The 22,997-nt window shown below is 53.8% G+C and carries 21 protein-coding genes; 1 reads left to right on the plus strand and 20 read right to left on the minus strand.

Annotated features, from left to right (window positions below; genetic code table 11):
- Positions 1 to 58: 58 nt before the first annotated feature.
- From BM155_RS05395 to glnA, 8 genes are all read right to left on the minus strand, one after another.
- On the minus strand, positions 59 to 970 hold the full coding sequence (locus BM155_RS05395; RefSeq protein WP_067156593.1) for a Csu type fimbrial protein: 912 nt from the start codon (positions 968 to 970) through the stop codon (positions 59 to 61).
- A complete protein-coding gene (locus tag BM155_RS05400; RefSeq protein WP_074901581.1) occupies positions 970 to 3,402 on the minus strand; it encodes a fimbria/pilus outer membrane usher protein in 2,433 nt (810 codons plus the stop codon). The genes BM155_RS05395 and BM155_RS05400 overlap by 1 nt, the downstream gene beginning before the upstream one ends.
- Positions 3,368 to 4,096, minus strand: a complete 729-nt coding sequence (locus BM155_RS05405) for a fimbrial biogenesis chaperone (RefSeq protein WP_074901583.1) — start codon at positions 4,094 to 4,096, stop codon at positions 3,368 to 3,370. The genes BM155_RS05400 and BM155_RS05405 overlap by 35 nt, the downstream gene beginning before the upstream one ends.
- 1 nt (position 4,097) lies before the next feature.
- Positions 4,098 to 4,583: a Csu type fimbrial protein gene (locus BM155_RS05410; protein ID WP_074901586.1), complete on the minus strand. Its 486-nt coding sequence runs from the start codon at positions 4,581 to 4,583 to the stop codon at positions 4,098 to 4,100.
- Between the two features lie 333 nt (positions 4,584 to 4,916).
- A complete protein-coding gene (ntrC, locus tag BM155_RS05415) occupies positions 4,917 to 6,326 on the minus strand; it encodes a nitrogen regulation protein NR(I) (protein ID WP_067156602.1) in 1,410 nt (469 codons plus the stop codon).
- A gap of 21 nt (positions 6,327 to 6,347) precedes the next feature.
- Positions 6,348 to 7,409, minus strand: coding sequence for a nitrogen regulation protein NR(II) (gene glnL / locus BM155_RS05420; protein ID WP_067156604.1), 1,062 nt, complete (start codon positions 7,407 to 7,409; stop codon positions 6,348 to 6,350).
- A gap of 347 nt (positions 7,410 to 7,756) precedes the next feature.
- The gene (locus BM155_RS05430) at positions 7,757 to 8,413 is read right to left on the minus strand and encodes a DUF4124 domain-containing protein (protein WP_074901588.1); all 657 of its coding nucleotides are present in this window, start codon (positions 8,411 to 8,413) and stop codon (positions 7,757 to 7,759) included.
- Between the two features lie 152 nt (positions 8,414 to 8,565).
- Positions 8,566 to 9,972, minus strand: a complete 1,407-nt coding sequence (glnA, locus tag BM155_RS05435) for a glutamate--ammonia ligase (protein ID WP_067156610.1) — start codon at positions 9,970 to 9,972, stop codon at positions 8,566 to 8,568.
- Between the two features lie 308 nt (positions 9,973 to 10,280).
- Between glnA and thiI the strand changes: the two genes are divergently transcribed.
- Positions 10,281 to 11,753 (plus strand): tRNA uracil 4-sulfurtransferase ThiI, encoded by a 1,473-nt coding sequence (thiI, locus tag BM155_RS05440; protein WP_074901978.1) that lies wholly within the window; start codon positions 10,281 to 10,283, stop codon positions 11,751 to 11,753.
- A gap of 118 nt (positions 11,754 to 11,871) precedes the next feature.
- Here thiI and nrtS read toward each other — a convergent pair whose 3' ends face one another.
- The 12 genes from nrtS to arsS all read right to left on the minus strand — a co-directional run bounded on the left by nrtS (position 11,872) and on the right by arsS (position 22,821).
- Positions 11,872 to 12,201, minus strand: a complete 330-nt coding sequence (nrtS, locus tag BM155_RS05445) for a nitrate/nitrite transporter NrtS (protein ID WP_323054396.1) — start codon at positions 12,199 to 12,201, stop codon at positions 11,872 to 11,874.
- Entirely contained in the window at positions 12,198 to 12,650 is a 453-nt protein-coding gene (locus BM155_RS05450; protein ID WP_067156611.1) for a hypothetical protein, read from the minus strand. The genes nrtS and BM155_RS05450 overlap by 4 nt, the downstream gene beginning before the upstream one ends.
- Before the next feature lie 361 nt (positions 12,651 to 13,011).
- Positions 13,012 to 13,764: a phosphate ABC transporter ATP-binding protein gene (locus tag BM155_RS05455; protein ID WP_083421094.1), complete on the minus strand. Its 753-nt coding sequence runs from the start codon at positions 13,762 to 13,764 to the stop codon at positions 13,012 to 13,014.
- Between the two features lie 74 nt (positions 13,765 to 13,838).
- Complete coding sequence (gene pstA, locus BM155_RS05460) at positions 13,839 to 14,693, minus strand: phosphate ABC transporter permease PstA (RefSeq protein WP_254773127.1); 855 nt, start codon at positions 14,691 to 14,693, stop codon at positions 13,839 to 13,841.
- Positions 14,665 to 15,561, minus strand: coding sequence for a phosphate ABC transporter permease subunit PstC (pstC, locus tag BM155_RS05465; protein ID WP_067156624.1), 897 nt, complete (start codon positions 15,559 to 15,561; stop codon positions 14,665 to 14,667). Before pstC ends, pstA begins: the two co-directional genes overlap by 29 nt.
- Before the next feature lie 16 nt (positions 15,562 to 15,577).
- Positions 15,578 to 16,387, minus strand: coding sequence for a phosphate ABC transporter substrate-binding protein (locus BM155_RS05470; RefSeq protein ID WP_067156625.1), 810 nt, complete (start codon positions 16,385 to 16,387; stop codon positions 15,578 to 15,580).
- A 158-nt stretch (positions 16,388 to 16,545) separates the two neighbouring features.
- Positions 16,546 to 17,586, minus strand: a complete 1,041-nt coding sequence (locus BM155_RS05475) for a methyltransferase domain-containing protein (protein WP_067156627.1) — start codon at positions 17,584 to 17,586, stop codon at positions 16,546 to 16,548.
- A 34-nt stretch (positions 17,587 to 17,620) separates the two neighbouring features.
- The gene (locus tag BM155_RS05480) at positions 17,621 to 18,052 is read right to left on the minus strand and encodes a hypothetical protein (RefSeq protein WP_074901593.1); all 432 of its coding nucleotides are present in this window, start codon (positions 18,050 to 18,052) and stop codon (positions 17,621 to 17,623) included.
- Positions 18,053 to 18,073: 21 nt separating this feature from the next.
- Positions 18,074 to 18,736 (minus strand): TIGR04282 family arsenosugar biosynthesis glycosyltransferase, encoded by a 663-nt coding sequence (locus BM155_RS05485; RefSeq protein WP_254773129.1) that lies wholly within the window; start codon positions 18,734 to 18,736, stop codon positions 18,074 to 18,076.
- 146 nt (positions 18,737 to 18,882) lie between these two features.
- Positions 18,883 to 19,683: a DUF547 domain-containing protein gene (locus BM155_RS05490; RefSeq protein WP_074901595.1), complete on the minus strand. Its 801-nt coding sequence runs from the start codon at positions 19,681 to 19,683 to the stop codon at positions 18,883 to 18,885.
- On the minus strand, positions 19,673 to 21,832 hold the full coding sequence (locus BM155_RS05495; RefSeq protein ID WP_074901599.1) for a dihydrolipoyl dehydrogenase family protein: 2,160 nt from the start codon (positions 21,830 to 21,832) through the stop codon (positions 19,673 to 19,675). The genes BM155_RS05490 and BM155_RS05495 overlap by 11 nt, the downstream gene beginning before the upstream one ends.
- 35 nt (positions 21,833 to 21,867) lie before the next feature.
- On the minus strand, positions 21,868 to 22,821 hold the full coding sequence (arsS, locus tag BM155_RS05500; protein ID WP_074901602.1) for an arsenosugar biosynthesis radical SAM (seleno)protein ArsS: 954 nt from the start codon (positions 22,819 to 22,821) through the stop codon (positions 21,868 to 21,870).
- Between the last annotated feature and the right edge of the window lie 176 nt (positions 22,822 to 22,997).

The following is a 22,997-nucleotide window of genomic DNA, read 5'->3' on the forward strand; positions in this document are numbered from 1 at the left end:
GCAAGGTATCTTTATTGTCTGGGAGCGAATGAATCAGAGACCACTTTTTACGAGAGGATTAAAAAGTCACCGTGGCGGTAATCGTATCCTGATAGATACCGGGCGGTTTTGCTCCTTGCGCTGGCACTCTCCCATATACGGTGATCGATTGGGCTGCACCACTGCCCGTACCACTCACTACTGTGCCCACAGTGTCGCCCCAGACCTGGGTTCGCGCCGCATCCTGGTACAGTTGGTAGTCGATACTGTCCCCTCCCAACAGCATTCTGCGATTGTTGATATCGCCACTGCCACCGCCGTCAAGCGCCACACTATAGGCGCCATTCAATGTACAGGTCACTGAGAGGTTACTGCTGGCGTCCGTCTGCACAAGGTTGGTGACGGTGCCGAAATCGAGTGGGCTGGCCGAGATAGTGCAGTCGGGTTCAACTTGCAGTTGCGCAGTCATGCTTTCGGCTAGGTTGAAGGGAGTCAGCGAGCTGCAATTCGGTGCAAGTACCGCATAAGTGCCTTCACGCACTTCGATAGTATTAAACACCGATTGGTAGAAACCCGCTGCACTTCCGCCACCTGCAAATACCCGACCGTAAACGGTGGCGGTCATGGTCCCGCCAAACAGCACCGGAAAGTCCAGTTGTACCTGCTGCCCACTGGCTACTGTGCCCCACACCTGAGTGCGGGCGGCATCCCGGTACACATTAAACGGCACATCGAATGCACCGCTTGTCAGGCGGCGGTCTGCCAGCGAAACACCGCCGCTACCCACAGGTAAGCTGATACAGATCCGCCGTTGAAGTAAATCCAGCACAGGACACTGAACAGTGATATCTGCCGTTGCGTCTATCTGTGGGGTGGGCAGCCCGGTAACAGAACCGAAATTCAATGTCGGCGTCACGGTATAAGTACAGTCCTGCCCCCATGACACACCTGTCAGTAACATTGTGAATACCAGCAGAATCCGTTGCGCCATCACGGTAACTCCTCACAAATATCCGGCGACAGGCGCAGACGCGTAAGCGGTGCGCTCTGTCCGTCGCCTGGGTCAATGTGGTAATGGCAGATCAACCTGCCCTGCTGCACTTCAATGCGCGCGCCGCCGGAGATATCTTCCAGGTACAATTCCCCATCAAATCCCACCGGCAGAGTCTGGCCTTCACCGCCCGGAAGCAGGGTGGCGATACTGCCAGCGGCAATCGCGTCGCCGGACTGATCGAGCAGAGTGATAATTGCCGGTCGCAACTGCACGATTGGAAACACAATCAGCTGGCCCGCGTGATCGGCGGGCACAGCGAATTGCTCCAACTCAGCCACAGCGAGATTTGCTCCCAGCTGGTCTGGATTTATGCCAATACGGTTCCTCTGCCAGCCGCGCAGATCCGGTATCAGCAAATACCCCTCGTGGTCGGTGTAGCCGTAAAGACGGTTCTCGCTCAGAACGGGCACATCTCCGATTCCGGTGTACACCAGTGCAAAGGCGTCTTGAATACGTCGACTGGCGATTACCCGGCCATCCATAACGGCAAGACTGCCGCCCATCTCCAGGAAATATCCGCGCTTGCCACTGTCCCAGTCGATCCCCGCGCGTGCCTCGAAGTAGCGCCCGCGGGTTTCCAGCGCTGCCTGTCCATAGTCTCCGTCACTGTTGCCTCCCTGCAGCCACCACCCCCAGCCGCCCTCATAGGGGACTGTGTGCCGCAACATGGCTCTCGGCTGATTATTCCCGCCACTTTGGCGCTGCACACCGACGGATGCATAGGCCAGATGTTGCAGCGGTATGCTAAAGGTGACGCTGCCGCCAGAGCCATTTTCGTCGTCCTTGAACAGGGTGGCGGAAAACGACAGGCGCCGGCCAATATTCTGCGTCCAGCTGAGGCTGTGGCTACTGAAGATCTCTCGCGGCAGCAGTCTGTCGCGATGATCGCGCCAGCGCAGATAGCTATAAGCCAGACTGCCGCGCCCCGTCTGTAGCCAGAGGGTGGCCCGATCCTGTGCATTGAGCCAGCGCTCGATCAAAGTCCGGTCCGTATCCAGATCCGCCAGGTCCCGATAGCCGCGCGAGCGGCGCAAGCTCTGCAAATCAAAACCGAAAATGGGCCCAACCCACTGATAACCAAGGCTGTACTGATGCCCCGACTTATCGCGTTCGTTCCGGTTCTGCCCGTCACTGAAGGCGAGGGAGCCGGACAGCAGCCCCCAACGCCCCTCCGGCGACCAGACGCCACCGATACCAGCAAGCCTCAACTCCTCTGCCAATTCCCCATGCGCCTCGAAAGTGAAGGTATCAGTAATACCCTGCAGCCAGCTGGCACTGGCCACCGGGTGTTCACCGTAATCGTCCCAACCACCTTCGAAATTCGTGCGCAGTACACCTGCCTCGATACTGAAATCGCTTAACCCCCGCGCCAGGCGGCGGTGGTCCACATATAGGGGCACGCTGGTTTCAGTGGCGCGCCCCAGCGCGTCGGTTACTACCAGCGTGGCCATTCCTGCCCCGCCGATTCTTGGCAGAGCGTCGAGCACAAAGGGCCCACCATCCACATTCGCGCCGTATTGCAGAATATTATTTACATACAACTCCACAGTGGAGGGAAGGGAGGCACTGCCATCGAAACGGGGCACCGGCAGGGTGATCAGGTCCGGGCGCACCTCGAAGTTGCGCCGCCACTGTACACCGCCCATGCGAACCGGGCGGTTCCAGCTGTGGCCACCACTGATCAGATCACCTGCTGTCCAGGTCCACAATTGCTGCGGGTCACTGTAGGTCCAGAAACTATCCAGGCGGCGATAGCCGATGTTTTCATCGCCACTGCGGCTGACACCGGAAATTTTTACACTCCCGTAACGTCCAAACCAATTGAGAGAAGTACCAAGGGAGGCGTTGCTGCTGTCCTGCCACTCGCGGCCGTAAAAGTCATAACTGAACAGCAGCCCGTGATCGCGGCGCACTTCCACCGGTGGGGGTGGCTGATACCCCAAGTGCTGCGCCCGACGTAGATTGGGCGGCGCGTGCAATATCAGAGACTGGGTGGGAATGTCGTAGCGGTAGCTGAGCCCCGGCACCGAGTCCAGCGCTACCCATTGATCGGGGTCCTGCATCGGTAATTGCAGTCCGATTTCCCACAGGTCGCCCGCAATTACATAGAGCTTTTCCCTGCTCAGACGTGCATGCACAATCAGTCCGGTGGTTATTTCACCGTAGAAGGCCTCCAGGTACAGATCCTGTTCCAAGCGTGCGGAGTGCAGGAAATGCTCAGCACTGTTGGCAACCAACAGCGGACTATCGGAAAGGACGTCAGCTCTAACAGAGACGGTGACTACACTGATAAACAGGCTGACGTAAAGAAATTTTGCGAAGCGTCCACAAATATTATTGTTGAAGTGAAAGCTGGGTTGGCTGGCCATTTAAAATTGTTTCCAGTCGCACCTCTCTCATATTATTCGCGCTGGACACACCGGAGTTTTCCGGCAAGGCCCAGACCTTACGGCTACCGGGCAGCACGTAACCGAGTAGACCCGCACTCAACTGTACTTCCCACCCGGAACTATCGATCAGAAAACTGGCCCCCAATTGGGCCGCACGCCCACCCGAATTGATACATTCCAGCACCACGGCGTTATCACGCACAGCACAGGAGATCTTTGCTTCGGGCGCATCCTGCGCACGCACAAACAGGGGCAGCACATAGCGCATACGTACGCTTACCTGGTTTGGCGCAGCCCCCCCGTTCAGCGGTAGCTCATCTACCACCAGGCGAAAACTTTGGTCCGCGCCAGACGGTGATTCCCCCAGACGTACCAGGCGCACAATCTGCTCCATCCCCGGCATCAGCTCCACAATGGGCGGGCTGGCCACCACCGCATCACTTGCAGTGAGTTGGTCCTCACCATTTTCCTGGCTCCAGGCGAACACCCGCACCTGGGCCACCAGACGCTCGTCTCCGGTATTGGAAAGCCGCAGGCGCGAAGCCTTCTGACCAGCGCCGATCTGCAACAGTATCGGCCCCGCCTGCAGCTGCCCCTTGGCATGGGCGAAGTTGCAAAACAGCAGGGCGATCAGAAGCACCCGCGACAGCGGGATGCACTGCGCGAGACGCATATCAGAAGGTTGCCGTGGCGGTGATCGTCGAGTTGTAAGTTCCGGCCGGCTTGGGGTTCTGCCCCGGATCAGTCAGACCATAAACATCAAAGGCATCGGCACCACCGGTACTGGTGAAGTCGATAGTGAAGGTGCCGCCACTGCCGTCCCCCAGGATCTCCGTATTCGCCGCGTCGCGGTAGAGGTTGTAGTCGATCGTGTTGACACCATCATCCATCTGCCGGGTGGCAAAAGTACTGGCGCCGCCAGTTCCCGCGTCAAAAGATACGCTTACCGGTGCCAAGCCAGTACAGGTCACCGTGCCGGTGGTGGACGCAGATATAGAGGGAGTTAAATCATTGACCGTACCGAAATTCAGATCGTTGACAGAAATAGTACAACTGTTCTCAACCGTGATAGAGACGAGGAAGGTAGTATCCTCGGTGGCGGAGAATGCCGCAGCGGAGAGCAATAGTGCGGACAGGGAAAGCGCGAATCTTTTATACATAATCACCTCGGCCGATTTATGTTGCCGGAATGTTTTTATCCGCATAAATCTAGGCCAATACCGCGCATTCCCCAAACCAAAAGTCAATAAATGGCGTGCAAATTTCGTTATTGCAGCCAAGAACCTCCGATTAATTTTTTTCTTGGCGGCAAAACTAACTTTGAGGGCAGATGAGAAGCTCAGGTGATGGGATGGATACTTCTAAACCGTCGGATACAGGGAGGTATCCGACGGAGCTACAGGGAAGTACTTGTGCGTTTTCGAGATGTCCATCCCATTGCCTGAGCGCCCCGAAACCAACTACAGCGTTCCTAGGAATTGATCAAAGGCTCCCTAATCCTCGTCGCCATTCATACCCAGCTCCTTGAGCTTCCGCGTCAACGTATTGCGCCCCCAGCCCAACAGCTCCGCAGCGTCGCGCTTGCGTCCAGCGGTGTGCTTGAGGGCGATTTCTATCAGCGCGCGCTCAAAAGCGGGCACCGCCTCACTGAGGATTTCCCGACGACCATTGGCCAGTGCCTGATCGGCCCAGAGGCGCAAAGCTTTCTGCCAGTCCTGCGACGCATCACTATTCGCTGTCTGCTGATGTAGTTCCTGCGGTAAGTCTTCGATGTGCACTTCGCGGCCGGAAGCCATCACGGTAATCCAGCGGCAGGTATTTTCCAACTGGCGCACATTGCCGGGCCAGTCGAGGCTCGACAGATACTCTTCGGCTTCTTTTGTGAGAATTTTCGGCTCCACCCCCAAATCCTTGGCGGCGGCATTGAAAAAGTGGCGTACCAGCCTGGGAATATCCTCGCGGCGGTCTGCCAGGCGCGGGATATGGATGCGAATCACATTTAGGCGGTGGAACAAATCCTCGCGGAATTTATGCTCCTCCACCAGCTTTTCCAAATCCTGATGCGTTGCCGCGATAATACGTACATCCACTTTTACCGGGGTGTGGCCGCCGACGCGATAGAATTCCCCGTCCGCGAGTACACGCAGCAGGCGCGTCTGTGTCTCCGCCGGCATATCGCCGATTTCATCCAGGAACAGAGTGCCGCCATTGGCCTGCTCGAAACGACCAGCGCGGCTGGCACTGGCACCGGTGAAGGCGCCCTTCTCGTGGCCGAACAACTCCGACTCCATCAGATCTTTCGGAATCGCGGCCATATTCAGGGCGATAAAAGGTTTGTCTTTACGGGGGCTGTGATTGTGCAGCGCCTGTGCCACCAGCTCCTTGCCGGTGCCGGATTCACCGTTAATCAGCACGGTGATATTGGAGTGAGACAGGCGGCCTATGGCCCGGAATACCTCTTGCATCGCCGGTGCCTCGCCGATAATCTCCTTGCGGTTCGTACCATTTTCCACCGCTACGGGTTCAATCTGCTGCTCGCTGGCATGGGCGAGGGCGCGGCGGGTGACCGCCACCGCCTCATCCACGTCGAAAGGTTTGGGCAGGTATTCGAAAGCGCCACCCTGATAGGCGGCGACGGCACTGTCCAGATCTGAATGCGCCGTCATGATGATAATCGGCAGTGCGGGGCGTTCCGCCTGAAAGCGCTGCAACAATTTAAAGCCGTCGGACCCCGGCATACGGATATCGCTGATCACAACATCCGGCGAATCGCTGTAAAAATCATCCAGGGCGCGATCACCACTCTCGTAGCACTTGGTTTCTATTCCGGCACGACTCAGGGCACGCTCCAGTACCCAGCGGATTGACCGGTCGTCGTCAATGATCCAAACGCGATTGCTCATACTCACACTTCCGCTACTCAATTATTCGTTCATCAGGGGCAGAAAAATTTGAAAAACACTCTGCCCAGGGCGACTGTCGCACTGAATCAAGCCGCGGTGCTGATTGATGATGTTCTGTGAGATGGACAGGCCCAGTCCCGACCCCTCGGCACGCCCGGAAATCATCGGGTAGAAGATGCGCTCGCGGATATCCTCGGGAATGCCGGGGCCGTTGTCTTCGATTTCTATACGGCACACCAGAGGGCATTGGCGCCGGCCAATGGTGAACTGGCGCTGGATACGGGTGCGCAAAGTGATTTGTCCGGCGGCCAGCCCGATACTCTCGTCCAGTGCCTGCATTGCGTTGCGGGCGATATTGAGCAGGGCCTGGATCAGCTGTTCTCTATCGGCGGGGACATCCGGAATAGAGGGGTCATAGTCGCGGCGGATTTTCAGTTCGCCATCGCACTCGGCATCGATCAACTGTGCCACCCGTTCGAGTATCTCGTGCACGTTGGTGGGCGTAAGCCGCACCGGTACTCGTGGCCCCAGCAGGCGATCGACCAGATTCCGCAGGCGATCCGCCTCTTCAATAATAATCCTCGTGTACTCGGTCAGCTCCTCGTCCGCCAACTCGCGCTGCAGCAGTTGTGCTGCGCCGCGGATGCCACCGAGCGGATTCTTCACTTCATGTGCCATACCGCGCACCAAATTGCGGGTGGTCTCTTGGGCGCTGATCAGCGCATCCTCGCGGGCGATGCGCAACAAACGGTCCATGGGCTGCACTTCCAGCAACAGCCCGAGTTCCGGCACCGGACAAACTGTATAGTCTACGGTGCACGTCTCCAGATTGTGCAGCCGCCACACAGCGCGCCGTACCGTGTACTTCTCGCCGCTTTCGAGTGCATTGCGCATTGCCTCCTCGGCAGTTTGCGACTCCCAAACCACTTCCGCCAGGGGCACACCGCCGATCCGCGCACTGGAGGCCGCCAACAGATCCTCGGCAGCGGAATTCAGATAGCGCAGCTGCAGGTGGTCATCCAGCACCAGCACTGCGGAGTTGAGGCTGTCGAGGAGCTGGCGAAACTGGCGGTCGTTGAGCATGCGAGTCTTTCCGGTTAAATCGCTGCCGGCGGCGCCCCGGCATTTACCGCGCTTTGCCAGCGACCGGCGAAAACGCGTTGTTTTCAGTCAGTGCAAAAAGCACACCAAAATAGCGCACCAGACTACTGCTGGGGCCTTTCGGGCTATTAATACTGACCTTCGGAAGGGCGGTAACTGTCTCCGTAAGCCCGCTAACGGGCATCCGGGCGAGGTTGATGCAGTCGATCGGGAACATTAGCGCCACTGATGCACCATTATGGTGCTCTGTCTATAAAAACACCAGTGCGCTCCTTCGGCGGGCAGAAACAGAGAAGGGGCTCCGGCGGTGCCGGGGCCCGGGAAAGGAGTCAGTCGGCGCTGGGAGGCTTGGCCCGAGGCAGGCCGGGAGCCACCGGAGCCTTGGGGGCCTGAGACGCCTGGGCGGCGGGGTTGTCCGGCAGTACACCACCCGGGCGTTTGACATAGAGGGTAATGATCTGGGAGCGAGCCAGCTCGTTACCGGCCGCGTCAACGAGTACCGCCTGCACACTGTGGGTGCCGCGTTCCAGGGCGGAGATATCCAGGCTGGTGCCGGAGGAAGCTCCCGCCCAGGGCCGGCCGTCCACTACCGCGAAGAACTGGTAGTCACCGGACGGCACCGGGTCCATCGCCACTTCCAGAACAATGGAGCGCTGCCCCGGCGGAATAGTGGCGCCGTCCATGGGACTGACAATGGCGAAACGCACCGAGCCAGCATAGTCATCACCTCCCTGGTCCCGCGGCGAAAGCTTGCGCGTGGGCAGAGTGCGCGGCAGAGCGATAGGCTGGACGTTAGTGGGCGCCAACTCAACTTTTTCCGTCGGCTCACCGGGCAGTGGCTTGTCGCTGAAAACAACACTGCCATCCGGAGCCACCGTTTTGTAGATGGAACCACCGGACTGTGCATTATCAGTTTCATTGCCGCCGGCCAGGGAAATGAGAGGGCTGGCGAGCAGCAGGGTCAAAATCACTTTGCTGGGATTCATCGGTCCTTATTGCGGCCTTGCCGCTCCTTTTGGCTAGCAAATTCCAGTTGCAACAATACACCCAAGGCTAGCGTACCCGCTATCAAAAAAAAGCCCGCACCAGAGCGGCGCGGGCTTTTCGGAGGGGCGAGCCCCATTGGTTTACCGGTATTTTACACCGAGTAGTACATATCAAACTCGACCGGGTGAGTGGTCATCGCCAGGCGCTCCACCTCTTCCTTCTTGAGCTCGATGTAGGCGTCAATAGCGTCGTCGGTAAAGACGCCACCTTCGGTCAAGAAAGCGCGATCCTTATCCAGGGCATCCAGCGCCATTTCCAGGCTGGAAGCCACGGTCGGGAACTCAGCCACTTCTTCCGGCGGCAGGTCATACAGATCCTTGTCCGCAGCATCGCCGGGGTGAATCTTGTTCTTGATGCCGTCGAGACCGGCCATCAGCAGAGCGGCAAACGCCAGGTAAGGGTTCGCGGTGGGATCCGGGAAACGGGTCTCGATACGCTTGCCCTTGGGGCTGGTCACAAAGGGAATACGGATGGACGCGGAGCGGTTGCGTGCGGAGTAGGCCAGAATCACTGGCGCCTCGAAACCTGGCACCAGGCGCTTGTAAGAGTTGGTGGAGGCGTTACAGATAGCGTTCAAGGCGCGGGCGTGCTTGATAATACCGCCGATATAGTAGAGCGCGGTTTCGGACAGACCGGCGTAGGCATCACCGGCAAACTGGTTGACACCGTCTTTACTGAAAGACTGATGCACGTGCATACCGGAGCCGTTGTCACCCACCAGCGGTTTGGGCATAAAGGTAGCGGTCTTGCCGTAGGCGTGAGCCACATTGTGGACCGCGTACTTGAGGATTTGCACCTCGTCTGCCTTCTTAGTCAGAGTATTGGCGGCGACGCCGATCTCACATTGGCCAGCGGTGCCCACTTCGTGGTGGTGCACTTCCACCTGCAGGCCCATTTGCTCCATAGCGGAACACATGGCCGCGCGAATGTCGTGCAGGGAGTCCACCGGCGGAACCGGGAAGTAACCGCCTTTTACGCGCGGACGGTGACCGATATTGCCGTCGGCGAAGCTCTGACCGGAGGACCAGGCAGCCTCTTCGGAGTTGATCTTGTAGAAGGCGCCGCCCATTTCCGCGCCCCAGGTGATGTCGTCAAAGACAAAGAACTCGGGCTCCGGTCCGAACATGGCAGTGTCGCCGTAGCCGGTAGACTTGAGATATTCCTCGGCGCGCAACGCGATGGAGCGCGGGTCGCGCTCATAGCCCTGGCCGGTGATCGGATCGACGATGTTACAGCGCACGATAACAGTGGCTTCATCGGTGAACGGATCCAGGAAGGCTGTATCGTCCACCGGCATCAGAATCATGTCGGACTCGTTGATGCCTTTCCATCCGGCGATGGAAGAGCCATCAAACATCTTGCCCTCTTCGAAGAACTCGCCGTCAACTTCCGACGCCGGAATCGATACATGCTGTTCTTTGCCCTTGGTATCGGTGAAGCGCAGGTCTACCCACTTGGCTTCACTCTCTTTGATCAAACCGAGCGTTTTCGCTGACATTGCTGTCCTCCAGGTCTCAAAAAATGGAATGTGTCGCTGTAACCCTTCTGTGGCATTCAATAAAGCAAAGAGTGTGCCAAATTGGGGCGCCGGCCGTGCCCTGGGCACCACCAGCGTGTTCGCGCTCCATACAGGGCTAATCGCAGGCAGAATAGATGCAAAGTGGCCACCCGGCCACAGGTGTGTGCACCATAGTGGCACACATCATCGCGCAAGTGCACCAAATACGGGCACAAACAACTTTCCGGCGGCTGGTTTATAATGCCCGGCTCTTATCCAACCCCCAACGCGGTGCCCAACGAATCCCCATGCACTTTGTCGTCAAGTTCTTTCCCGAGATCACCATCAAGAGCAACCCGGTTCGCAAGCGGATGTCGAACCAACTCAAGGACAACCTGCAGCGTCTTCTCAAGTCACTGGATGAGCGCATCCAAGTGCGCAAAGACTGGGAGAAGATTGATGTCATCGTGCCCGACGAGCTGGCCCATTTGAGCGGGCGCATTGAGGAGACGCTCGCCCACACCCCGGGGATCGCCAACTTCTCGCGAGTGCAGCAATTCCCCTTGGGCACACTGCAAGATATTTATGAGAAGACGATGTCCGTCTGGGGCGACAAGCTCGCCGGCAAGACTTTCTGTGTGCGCGTCAAACGCACTGGTGATCACGATTTCAAATCCCTGGATGTAGAGCAGTATGTGGGCGGCGGCCTGAACCAGAACACCGACGCCGCCGGAGTTAAGTTGAAGAACCCGGACATCACCGTAAAGCTTGAAATACGTCACGACAAACTGAACGTGGTAGAAGAGCAGACACCGGGCCTGGGCGGCTTCCCCCTCGGTACCCAAGACCCGGTGTTGTCGCTGGTGTCCGGCGGCTTCGATTCCACAGTGGCCAGCTACCTCACGATGAAGCGCGGTATCCGCACGCATTTCCTTTTCTTCAATCTGGGGGGCCGCCAACATGAGTTAGGGGTCAAAGAAGTGGCCTTTTACCTCTGGAACAAATACGGTGCTTCCCACCGGGTGCGTTTTATCACCGTACCATTCGATGAAGTAGTGGCGGAGATTCTGGAAAACGTCGACGACTCTTATATGGGCGTGATCTTAAAGCGCATGATGCTGCGCGCCGGTTCCGCGATAGCCAAAGAGCTGGAAGTAGACGCACTGGTAACCGGCGAGGCCATAGCCCAGGTATCCAGCCAAACACTGAAAAACCTGTCGGTGATCGACAGTGTCACAGACACGATGGTACTGCGCCCGCTGATCACCAGCGATAAAACCGATATCATCAAACTGTCGCGGGAAATCGGCACCGAGGACTTTGCCGCAAATATGCCGGAGTACTGCGGTGTAATTTCGGTGAAGCCCACCACGCGGGCAAAAATAGAAAAGGTTCAGAAGGAAGAAGACCGCTTCGACTTCTCGGTTCTCGAACGCGCCATTAGCAGCCGCGTAATGCAGAACATCGATGAAGTGATGGAGGATGTGCGCGGCGAGATCCCCGCAGTTGAAATTGTCAGTGAGCCTCACGGTCAAGTGGTCATCGATATTCGCCATCCGGATGAGGAGGAGCTGGACCCACTGGAGTTGCCCGGAACCGATGTGGAGACCATCCCCTTCTACCGCCTGAGTAATGCTTTCAAGAAGCTAGATAAAAACCGCGACTACCTCCTTTACTGCAAACGCGGTGTTATGAGTAAACTGCACGCCTCCCATCTGCTCGACGAAGGCTACCGCAACGTCGGTGTCTTCCGGCCAGAGAAGCCGGACACCGATCAATAAAGCGGGCTACCGGAACCAACGGATACAGGGATGTATCCGATAGAGTGCCAGGGACGCTTCCTAAATACCTACCCCATTGCTTGAACGGTCCCGAGCCGACTACAGCTGGGTTTAGCCATTAATTTTCCGACTCGTTTCTGCTCATCCATTCGATTTGATTCCTTGCTGCACTGTAAGACGCCACACAGTATGGCACTACGAAGTTCAGTAAAACCTTCAACCAATCGATTTCCTGACCAGTAGTCAATGCGGGCCCCTGGTTGATCGCATTCAACAGAGCGCCCACTACTAACGATACACGAAACGCATTGCGAACAACGTGCTGCTGTATAAGAATTAACCCTATCCTGCTCAAAGCAAAGATCCCCATATGTATCAAGCGCATACAAATCCAGGCAAAGTTGATTCTGGGCGCTCTTGAGCCAGTCCGAATACGACCGCCGATCATCCAATATGGCGCAACAACAACTGCTTTGTGATCTCTCGTCTTTTTTGATCAGTTAAATCACTCTTGCTCAAATAGAGAACAGGTGTGTCCACCTGTTCAAGAGAACCGTATTGATCAGAATTTGAAACCCCAACTATCTGAGCGTTAATTCCTTTCTTATCCAACAGGTCGGCAATGGTTGTGGCTGCCACATCAAAAGGCAATAGAGCCGCGAAAATAATCGGCAACTTTGGATTGATGTCGAGAACACTGTCCACCACCTTCTCTACTGAAGCATCTATGCTGGAGACCACTGCTAAGGATATGAGTGCTGCGCCTGAGCGCTTGGCTTGCGCACCTATATCGGCAAAACAGTCCGGCTTCAATACACTATAATGACACTGCTCAAGTAGCGGCTTCATCTCCTGAACAATAAAAGGGTGGGGCCTGGCAAGTAGTACATTTTTCATCACTGCTTACTCCTGATCTTTGAAACGAACTTTTTCTCCTTAGTCGTTCAAGCTTCAGGGTTATTACAGGCACGATAGAAAATTAATCCAGCTTCTCACCGAAAACTCTAGGGAACCTCTGATTAAGTCGCTTCCTGACGGTAAAAATTCTTTGGAGCCAGATGAGAAGCTCAGGTGATAGGATGGCCATTTCGAAACCGTCGGATACAGGGATGTATCCGTCGGAGCTACAGGGAAGTACTCGTGCGTTTTCGAAATGGCCATCCTATTGCCTGAGCGCACCGGAACCTACCTTAGCGTTCACGCGAATTAATCGGAGGTTCCCTAGATCCAAAACTTACGCAAGTTGATATCCTGCCTATCAACCTCGCGCGCCGGACACATAAGCCGCAGTCAATGCATGGCGTGGTGCTTCAAACAAATGTCGACACAGGCCAAATTCGATCAGTTTCCCAACCCGCTCAGTCATCCAGAAAAAGCCTGCATAGTTGGCAACCCGACGGGCCTGCGCCAAGTTGTGCGTTACAATCACTACCGTGTAGCGCCCTCGCAAGCGCAAAATCAACTCCTCCACGATGCCGGATGAAATGGGATCAAGAGCGCTGCACGGCTCGTCCATCAACAGCACTTCTGGCTCTAGGACCAGCGCACGAGCGATACATAACCGCTGTTGCTGTCCACCGGAAAGCGCCAGAGCGGATGCGTCCAATCGATCCGATACTTCCTCCCAGAGCCCGACATCTTTGAGCACTTTTTCGATCTTCCTGTATCGCACTTGGCGGTCTCGAATACCGTGCTCTTTTAAAGGCAGTTCCAGGTTTCGCCGAATAGACAGGGGAAAAGGGTTGGGCCGCTGGAATATCATTCCTATACGGCGTCTGAGGCCCAGCGTATCCACCGAATCGCGCAACAGATCCTGACCATCAAATAAAATCTGCCCGGCAACGCGCGCATCGCTGTGGTCGGTAAGCCGATTCAAAGTGGAAAGGAAACTGGTCTTGCCGCACCCTGAGGGTCCGATCAATGCGGTGATACAACCCTTGTAAATATCCAGCGATACCTGGGACAAAACTGTCTTATCGCCGTAGCCAACCTCCAGGTCACGCACACGCATCAAGGGCTCGGGAGCACAACAGGGAGGCCTTTGTTCGATACATCCCAACGTATAGTGGTTCACTTCACTCAGGTTCACGATACAAACACCCTCCGTTTGAACCAGTCTTCCAGCAGGCTCTGCGCCAGCGTGTTGAGTAAGACAATCAGAACCACCAGTACCAACGCCGAAGCATAAGCCGCACTGTCGCCACCGGTGACATTCATGGACAAATCGTAAATATGTACTGCGAGAGCGCGCCCTGAATCCAGCGGCGACTCCGGCATACGATCGACATAGCCACTGGTGAACACCAATGCTGCCGTTTCTGCGGTGGCACGACCGATTCCCAGCACTAACCCGGCTCCTATCGCGGGACGCGCCGCCGGTAACAGGATATGCCAAATCGCAGCACTGCGGGCCATACCAAGCGCTAACGCCCCCCGGCGCCACTCGTCGTTTACCGCTCGCAACCCAGATTCACAGGTACGCACAAACACCGGCAAAATCATAAGTGCCAGAGTTAACCCGCCAGATAACAGAGAAAAGCCGAGACCGAGATAAATACTGAAAAATGCATTGCCAAAAAGCCCATATACGATCGAGGGAACCCCGGCCAAAATATCCAAAGTGACGCGCGCGATATCGGAAAACCGACGGCGTCCTGCGGCAAACTCTGACAACCAAACGGCAACGCCCAGCCCCAGTGGCAGTGCAGTAACCAGCGCAATAGAGAGTATCCACAAAGTGGAAACCAAAATGGGGGCGATACCACCGGATCGTCCGGAATCCTCAGGCTCAGTAAATAAAAAAGACCAGGAAAAGTGGGCAACTCCCTCAATCAATACATCGCCCAGCACCCACAACAACAAAGAAACCACCAAGGCGGCGCAACCTGACATAAGCCAACCGAACAGGCGATCAACCATATTGGCCGGCCTCGCGTCCATTGCGGGTAACTCTATAGCTGCCCCATGACAGCAACCACACCATAGCGGTCAACAGCAATCCGGACGCAAACAAGCTGGCTCGGTGGTCACCCATGGCATAGGACATTTCCAGGGCAATATTGGCAGTGAGAACACGCACTGGATCAAACAGCCCCGCAGGAAACTGAACCACATTTCCCGCAACCATAAGCACCGCCATGGTTTCCCCTAGAGCTCTTGCAGTAGCCAGCAATACACCTCCGAAAATATTGGAGCGGGCAGCCGGAAGCATGATATGGAGAATTTGTGTTTTCCGACGCATCCCTAAGGCTATACCGCCATGGAGCAATTCTCCGGACACACTGGCAAGGGCGGCGGCGCTGGTCAGAGCAATCGTAGGCAATACCATTAATGACAGCACTAGTATTGCCGCCAATAATGACGCCCCAGGAGGCTGCCAAAGGGCGATTAACGGAACTATCCGCGTTAACCCCCACAGTCCAAATACTACCGAGGGAACACCTGCCAGTAGGGTGAGCAGTAAACGGAAAGTTCTCGCCACTTTGGGATTCGCGTAAAACTGCAGATAAATTGCACTTGCCAAGCCCACAGGAAGCGCCACGATAAGAGCGCCCAAAGTTACAGCGAGCGATGCCAGTAACATCGGCGCCATGCCAAAGCGGTTTTCCTGTGGATACCACCCCTGATACTGTAGCCAATCGAACCAGCTTCCACTGTGCCAACGGCTGGAGAGAAAAGGCCAGGATTCCTTGATTAAAAATAAAACAATAAGAGTTAGCAGTAATGCAGCCCCGGCAGACAGCACAGCAAGCATCATACTCAGGCGGTGATCGGTGCGATTGACGATCCCCTTAGCGATCCAGCTCATCACCTATGGTTATCCATCAGGGTGCAACAAAAAATTGTGCTTCTATAATGTCCTTTACGGCATCTGATTGCGCAAAGGCTATAAATTCTTTAGCTAATCCAACAGGTGTATTTCTCACAACCAAATTCAACTGGCGAGAAAACTGATAACGACCTTTTGCCACATTCTCCGAGGTAGGGATTTCACCCTCCATAGAAATTAATTTGATAGGAGTTCCGTGGTTCTCTTCATATTCTGCAGTGCCGATGGATACATAGCCAATCGCACCGGCAATCGCCGACACACTTTTGATGCCCTGTTGATTATCTCCAATTACAACTTGTGCATTTATCTGACTATTTCTGAGGGAAAAATGTTGTAAAAATAATTCCAAAGTCGAACGTCCTTCCGCCTTATTGATTACAGTTATTGGCAAATTCGAACCACCGACTTCTTCCCAGTTGCGAATCTTTCCGGAGTAAATACCAACTATCTGATCACCAGTGAGGTTTCTTACCGGATTATTCTTATGCGTAATTATGCCGATACCGTCTCTGGCAATAAGGTATGCGGAAAGATCTTTTTCCGAGGCTTTCAACGCACGTGACACCATTCCGATGTCTGCCAGCCCAAGACGAACATCATTGATTCCTCTTGAGGAACCACCTGTCTGCACATTGATACGCACTCCTGGATGTTGAGATTCGAAGCGCTTAGCCACTTCCAAAATCAAAGGAGCAATAGTGCTTGACCCCGTTAAAGTGAGACGACCTCCACTGGCCTGGACAACTGAGGCACTGGCCAATACATACATTAATAACAACAACCTAATAAAAATTCTTAACATGCCAGTCTCATGAACATTTGTGGATTATTTATCGCAATAAACTCTGATTAAGGAGCAAGTAAAACTTCACATTTCATAAATTGGAAATAAAGTTTTCTGCATCACCATGGCCTTATAAGACGGCAGATAGACATAAGTCCATCCGCCGTCGCGAAAATTCAGCAGCAAGCCCCGCTTTGTGTAGCGAATACGTCAATATCAAAAGGGATATTAGAGCCACAGCCCTCAAATACACCAAAATGCCGGCTGAAGTCTCCGATGTATTGAAAATGTTCTGAAAACCGGGTATCGCGCAACATCCTCCAGGTATTTCCACACACAGGAAACACTCGCCCTGTCTCGATTACATGGTGTTTATCCAAAACAAACCTGTGTTCGCAGTTAGGGATAGAGCCCCGATATATCACTGCCTGGCCGTAATCTTCACAGGCGCTTTCCAGATCTTCCAGTTTGAACAGGCGATAAGTCGCGGAAAAGAACTGCAGGTTACCGGTTCTATGTGCCAGGTTATTGTCGGTGATTTCTAGACGTCGGTCTTCCAGCAAACGGGGATCTATAAAGCCAGCAGCCTGTGCCAGACGGAGAAAATCATTCCAATACAAGGCTCCGCCAAGACACTCTCCGTACAATACAGCATCCGTCCTCACTTCATCTGGAACTCTGCGGTCGGAGTAAACGTCGGAAAAATAGAATTCACCACCGGGTTTTAATAGGCGGTAGACACCGGACAGCACCGCAGCCTTATCCGGTGACAAGTTCACCACGCAATTGGAAACAATAACATCAAATGAGCCAGGCTCCAGATCGAGCTCATCGAGCTTCTCGATATACCCTTTAATAAACCTTACGTTGTCATAACCAAACGCCTGCGCATGCCATTCTCGATGGTTTTGAGCCACAGCAAGCTGTTCTTCAGTCATATCAACGCCGACAACCTCTCCCTCGGGTCCGACCAACTGTGCCAGGGCATAGACATCGCGCCCCGTTCCACACCCGAGATCCAGCACCCGGCACCCCGATAACAGGGGTGGGCACACAAGGCCACACCCATAGTAACGGGACAGAATTTCCGGATGGATTTTGGCCAGCAACGGCTTCAGCCACTCGGGCACAGCACTGGCATCACAACAGGCAGTTGTTTTGAGATCATCGGAACTCTGCAACTGTTTTCCATAATAATCTTGGACGAATTCATGCATGGTGAAAAACTCCTCTCGAACTCACTTGAACAGATCAGGAGCTCTTCTTTGACAAAGTAAACAAGTTATCCCAATCCCTTAACCAATACAGCGCCAGGCAGGCCGCCAACATTGGCCAAGCGGCAAAAAACAGAAGGTGATCAAAAGGTGCCATGTACTGCTTATAGGATGAAAACGTGGAAATTGCGTGCAGTATTAACACCAACCCATAAGTCCAGCGCCGCCAGAGCCCGGCAACAAATGCCAGAACCAATAATAATTCCAAGCTACCGAAGATGTAGGACATATGGCTTGTCAGCCATTCGATACCGTAAAATTTTTCAAAAACTTTTCCGGTGTGCGCGGGGTTTACAAATTTATCCAGTGTCCACATCAACATCACAATAAAAACGCCCAGACGCAGTGCTAGCAGAGATCGTGACAAAGGCTTTTCTAGTGAATCGGGAAGTGCGGTTTTTACGTCCATAGGTATATTCTCCTTTCTGGTTTAACTTTGGTTATATTTAAATCCGCGATGTAAATTGACAGGCCAGTCTTCAGGCAAGTACTGCAAGTCTTGCGGTTCATCAATGTCGTGTAACGGTGTCATTTCCACGAGTGTCCAACCAGCCTCCACTATTCTCTGCCGGGTAAGACTTGCGACTGAAGCAGTACTCCAGGGTATATCGAGAAACACCGTGGGCAGGTAGTTTGAAAGCCCCAGTAGCGCGTAGCCGCCATCGCTCACAGGTACCATGCATGCGTCGTTTTTCTCCAGGGATAGTGCCGCCGCACGCAGCTTATCAGCGGTCATATCGGGGCAGTCTGTTCCTATTAATAAAACTGCTTCTCCCTTGTCAGTTGTTCGTCGGGCCGCATCGGCCAAACGTTCACCCAGATTGCCTTCTTTCTGCTCGGACCACTCCAGGGAAGAGGGCAGGGCTAGTTCACTCCAAATAGGCAGCATACGATCCGGTGCCACACACAGTTCAACTGGTCCAATATCCGCCTTAACCGCTTGCTCTACAGTATGTTCCAGCAGTTTTGCAGCGAGACATGCCGAACCTTCACTGCCAAGGGCGGGAATCAGTCTCGTCTTGGCCATACCCGGTAAAGGTGCCTTGGCCAGAATAACTATCCGGATCACGGTGTCGTCACGGAATCTCATCATGGTTCTAAAATGCCCTTTACTTCTTGTATGGCAATATCCACAGCTTTATATCTGAAATACTTTTAGGTGCAGGCGATTTATGCCTCCGCCCATAAGACAGGTGTTCAACGGTTCTTTATTGGGGAAAACTTGCAAAGTTATCGCCATTATTTTTTGTTGAGATTCCAGTCATAGTTCAGAAAGTCGATTTCCACTTTCCCGTTTCTCAACTTCGTCTTCATCGGCTCAGATAATTGGAGCGCATCAGCCTTCTCCAAAAGGAAATCTTCCAGCCTTTGATACCCTAACCAGCCCTTTTCAAAATCCTCCCGATACCATTTGAATATCGGCGAAAGATTAATCGCACTATCTTCTACCCGGTTTCGGCTGCGATCGCGAAGAAACAAGTCAACTTGTTCGTTCAACTGCTGATCGAGGCGCTCCCCGGTATAAGCTTCGGCGCGCAGTGCGGGGCATCCTATACTGGCGCAGTTGACGGCAAAGTGAATTCTGGGGTCGTTATATCGACCAGGAGCTCGCAACAGGCCATGTTCAATATCGTCGAGGCTTCTCGTTTCTCCAAGTAGTGGCACAAACTCTTTACGCCATGGAGAGGTGAAGAGACCACCTAAATCCTTGATCGACTCCAGCTCCGGCCACGCGCTCAGAATCAGCTCTACAGTCCAGGCGTTATAGGCATTAATCAAAAATGCCTTTTGTTCATTTACCGTCCAGCTGTCAAATTCCGATCGGCGCACTTTCGATAACGCCTCGCGGTACGTCATTAACTGATCCCGATCCCCGGACAGCCCCTGATAATCCACAACAGTGGCTACACCGCCATTGATGCTGTAAACATGGGCATTGAGCAATTTGTTCCAAATAGAGTGATCGAAACTTGTGGCCGCAGCACCGTTAAGTGCCAAAAGGCTTAGTAGTAATCCGATCAGCCAGCGATTATTTCGCATTACCTCTTCTCCACTGGTGATATTTTTCCACCCACGCGAGCACACCTTGTGGCGCATGGGCACGCTTCCATTCACCGGCTGCATATTTATTGGCCTCAGCCCATGTAGGATAGGCGTGAATGGTGCCGAGAATCTTGTTCAGGCCCAGTCGATATTTCATCGCCAGAACAAACTCAGCCATTAGATCGCCACTGCGATCTCCGACAATAGTGACGCCGAGAATACGGTCTTTTCCCGGTTCAGTGAGTACCTTGACGAATCCACAGGCGCTGCCGTCCGCTATGGCCCTATCCAGGTCATCTAAACCGTAACGAGTGACTTCAAAAGGAATACCTTTTTCCCTGGCTTCCTGTTCATTGAGGCCGACCCGCGCTACTTCAGGGTCAATAAAGGTCGTCCAAGGTATAACGCGGTAGTCGACCCGGAACTTCTTGAACTGGCCAAACAACGCATTGACGGCGGCGTACCAGGCTTGATGGGCTGCGACATGCGTAAATTGATAAGGCCCCGCCACATCACCGACAGCGAAAATATTCGGGTATAACGTCTGGAGATAGTCATTGGTGACTATCGTCCGTCCGGTTTCAATACCCAGTTCTTCCAGCCCGTACCCCTCCAATCGGGCAACGCGTCCTACTGCGCAGAGCAGAGCGTCGAAGGCAATCGCTTTCTCCGCACCATCGTGCTCGACGATCAATCGTTTTTCACCATTGGATATTTCACAGCGAAGCGCTTTGTGGCCAGTAAGAACCGTGACGCCATCACGCTCCAATGAGGTTTTGGCCAGTTCGGATACCTCCTCATCTTCCCGAATCATAATACGAGGTGCCATTTCCACCTGAGTTACCTGAGATCCCAGCCGCGCAAAACTCTGTGACAGCTCGCACCCTATGGGGCCACCTCCCAGTACCAGAAGCCGGTTTGGCGCGTCATCCAGCTGGGCGAATTCGTCCCACAAAGTATCACTGGTGACGTAGCCCACCTCTTCAATACCCGGGAGAGGAGGAACAAAGGGACGTGCCCCCGTTGCCAATACAATCGAACGGCTGGTGAGACGTTGTACATCTCCATCGTTGCGTTTTATTTCCACAGTCCAGGGATCGATGAGCTTCGCATATCCCTGAATGACCTCTACCCCCAGCCCTTCGTACCGCTCGATGCTATCGTGTGGCTCAATCTTGCGAATCACCTCATGGACACGGGCCATGACCTTGCGAAAAGAAAAGTCTGGAGATACCGCATCCAACCCGTAATGGTCTGCATGACGCATCTGGTTTGCCAGGCTTGCGCTCTTAATCAGGGCTTTGCTCGGGACACAACCGTAATTCAGGCAGTCGCCCCCCATCTTATTGGCTTCGATCAGGGTAACTTTTGCTTTTACCGCTGCCGCTATATAAGAACTCACCAATCCGCCGGCACCAGCGCCAATGACAACCAGATTGCGGTCAAATTTTTTTGGCTTTTTATAGTCTTTATAGACACGGCGATTCTTTATTAAAGTCAGTATTTTTTTCGCCAATAGAGGGAAGATTCCCAACAAAGCGAACGATGCCAGCAAGGAAGGAGACAGTATTCCCGACAAGCTGGTTAGATTGGCCAACTGTGTCCCTGCATTAACATATACCAGAGTTCCTGCCAGCATCCCCAACTGACTCACCCAATAGAAGGTCAGCGCTCTCAAAGGGGTAAGCCCCATTAGTAAATTGATAAGGAAAAAAGGGAATACCGGCACCAAACGCAAGGTGAACAGATAGAAGGCGCCTTCTTTCTCGATACCTTTATTAATGGGACTCAGTCTTTCGCCAAAACGGCTTTGTACCGTATCCCGAAGAAGATAGCGGGAAACGAGAAGGGCGAGTGTTGCTCCTATAGTGCTGGCGAATGAAACAATTACCGTTCCCCATAACAGGCCAAACAAGGCTCCCGCCGCCAATGTCATTACCGCTGCGCCAGGTAAAGACAATGCTGTTACCAGGACATAAATCAAGAAAAAGACACCACCAACCAATATGGGTGCCTCTACACGCCAACTTTCAAATTGTGAAAGTCCATTTTTTAAACCATCCAATGTCGTCAATTGGTGTAGGTCAAAGTAAAAAAAACCAGCAACCAATATGGCCAACAGGATTAATAAACCTATTTTTTTCATTCGCCACCTATGTCACGATGTTTTCCAAACCAGCGCTAGAAAGCACCGCCACAACTGCTGCCCTGACCGGCAGTACAAGCATAACAATGGTCCGCCACACAGATTGGCTCTTCATTGACATCTTCCTGCAGCAGATCGCGTAAGTGTTTGCGTTTAGTACCACCCAGTGGCAGATCCAGTTGCTGATTGAAATCACAGTCGTATAAATATCCTTGCCAGTCGACACTAACCAGCGATCTGCACATAACCTGTTCAATATTGCTCTGTTGGTAATTGTCCTTAAGCAATTGCATATAGCTTTGAAATTTTCCCTTGGCGATCAGGGTGGCGCCAAAACGCTTAATCGGCATATTGGCCAATGCATACAGCTGATTGAATTCGATACCAAAGTGCCGCTGTAGTTCGCGTTTGTATTCCGCTTCGAGCAATTTTTGATCCGGCGGTAAAGATGCCCCCTGTGGGTTGTAAACCAGATTCAGGATCAAACCACTGCCAGGCTTGCCATAGCCCAACGCATTGAGCTTTTGTAAGCCCGCAATACTTTTATCAAATACGCCCTTACCACGCTGGTTATCGACATTTTTCAGGGAATAACAGGGCAGTGACGCGACTACTTCCACTTGCTTCTCCGCCAGAAATTCCGCCAACCCTTCCTGCCCGGATTCAAACAAAATTGTGAGATTACATCGATCAATAACGTGCAGGCCGGCAGCGCGCGCCGCGGACACCAAATAACGGAAGTCGGCGTGTAATTCCGGTGCGCCACCGGTCAGATCCAGCGTTCGGACATTACGGGACTTGGCAACCGGCAGGATCAGATCCAGGGTTTCCCGCGCCATCATCTCTTTGCGATTCGGTCCTGCGTTGACATGGCAGTGCAGGCAACGCTGGTTGCACTTGTAGCCCAGATTGACTTGGAGAGTCTCCAGGCCTTTGCGCCGAATGACGGGGAAGTCAGTAACTTCCAGCAGGGGTAAGGTTGCGCGCATCGCAATCTCCAGAGTCTAGTCGAAATATGTAGGTTAGTCGGACCTGGTGCCGAATTCTTACAGACTAGATATCGCAAATATGAAATTTGTTCCGGGCGGCTTTAGGGCCACCCCTTGAGTTGAATATGGAGTGTGCGTTGCATGAAGTAAGGACATTCGCCATTTCTGGCGCACAG

The sequence above is a fragment of the Microbulbifer thermotolerans genome, assembly GCF_900112305.1.
Lineage (GTDB): Bacteria > Pseudomonadota > Gammaproteobacteria > Pseudomonadales > Cellvibrionaceae > Microbulbifer > Microbulbifer thermotolerans.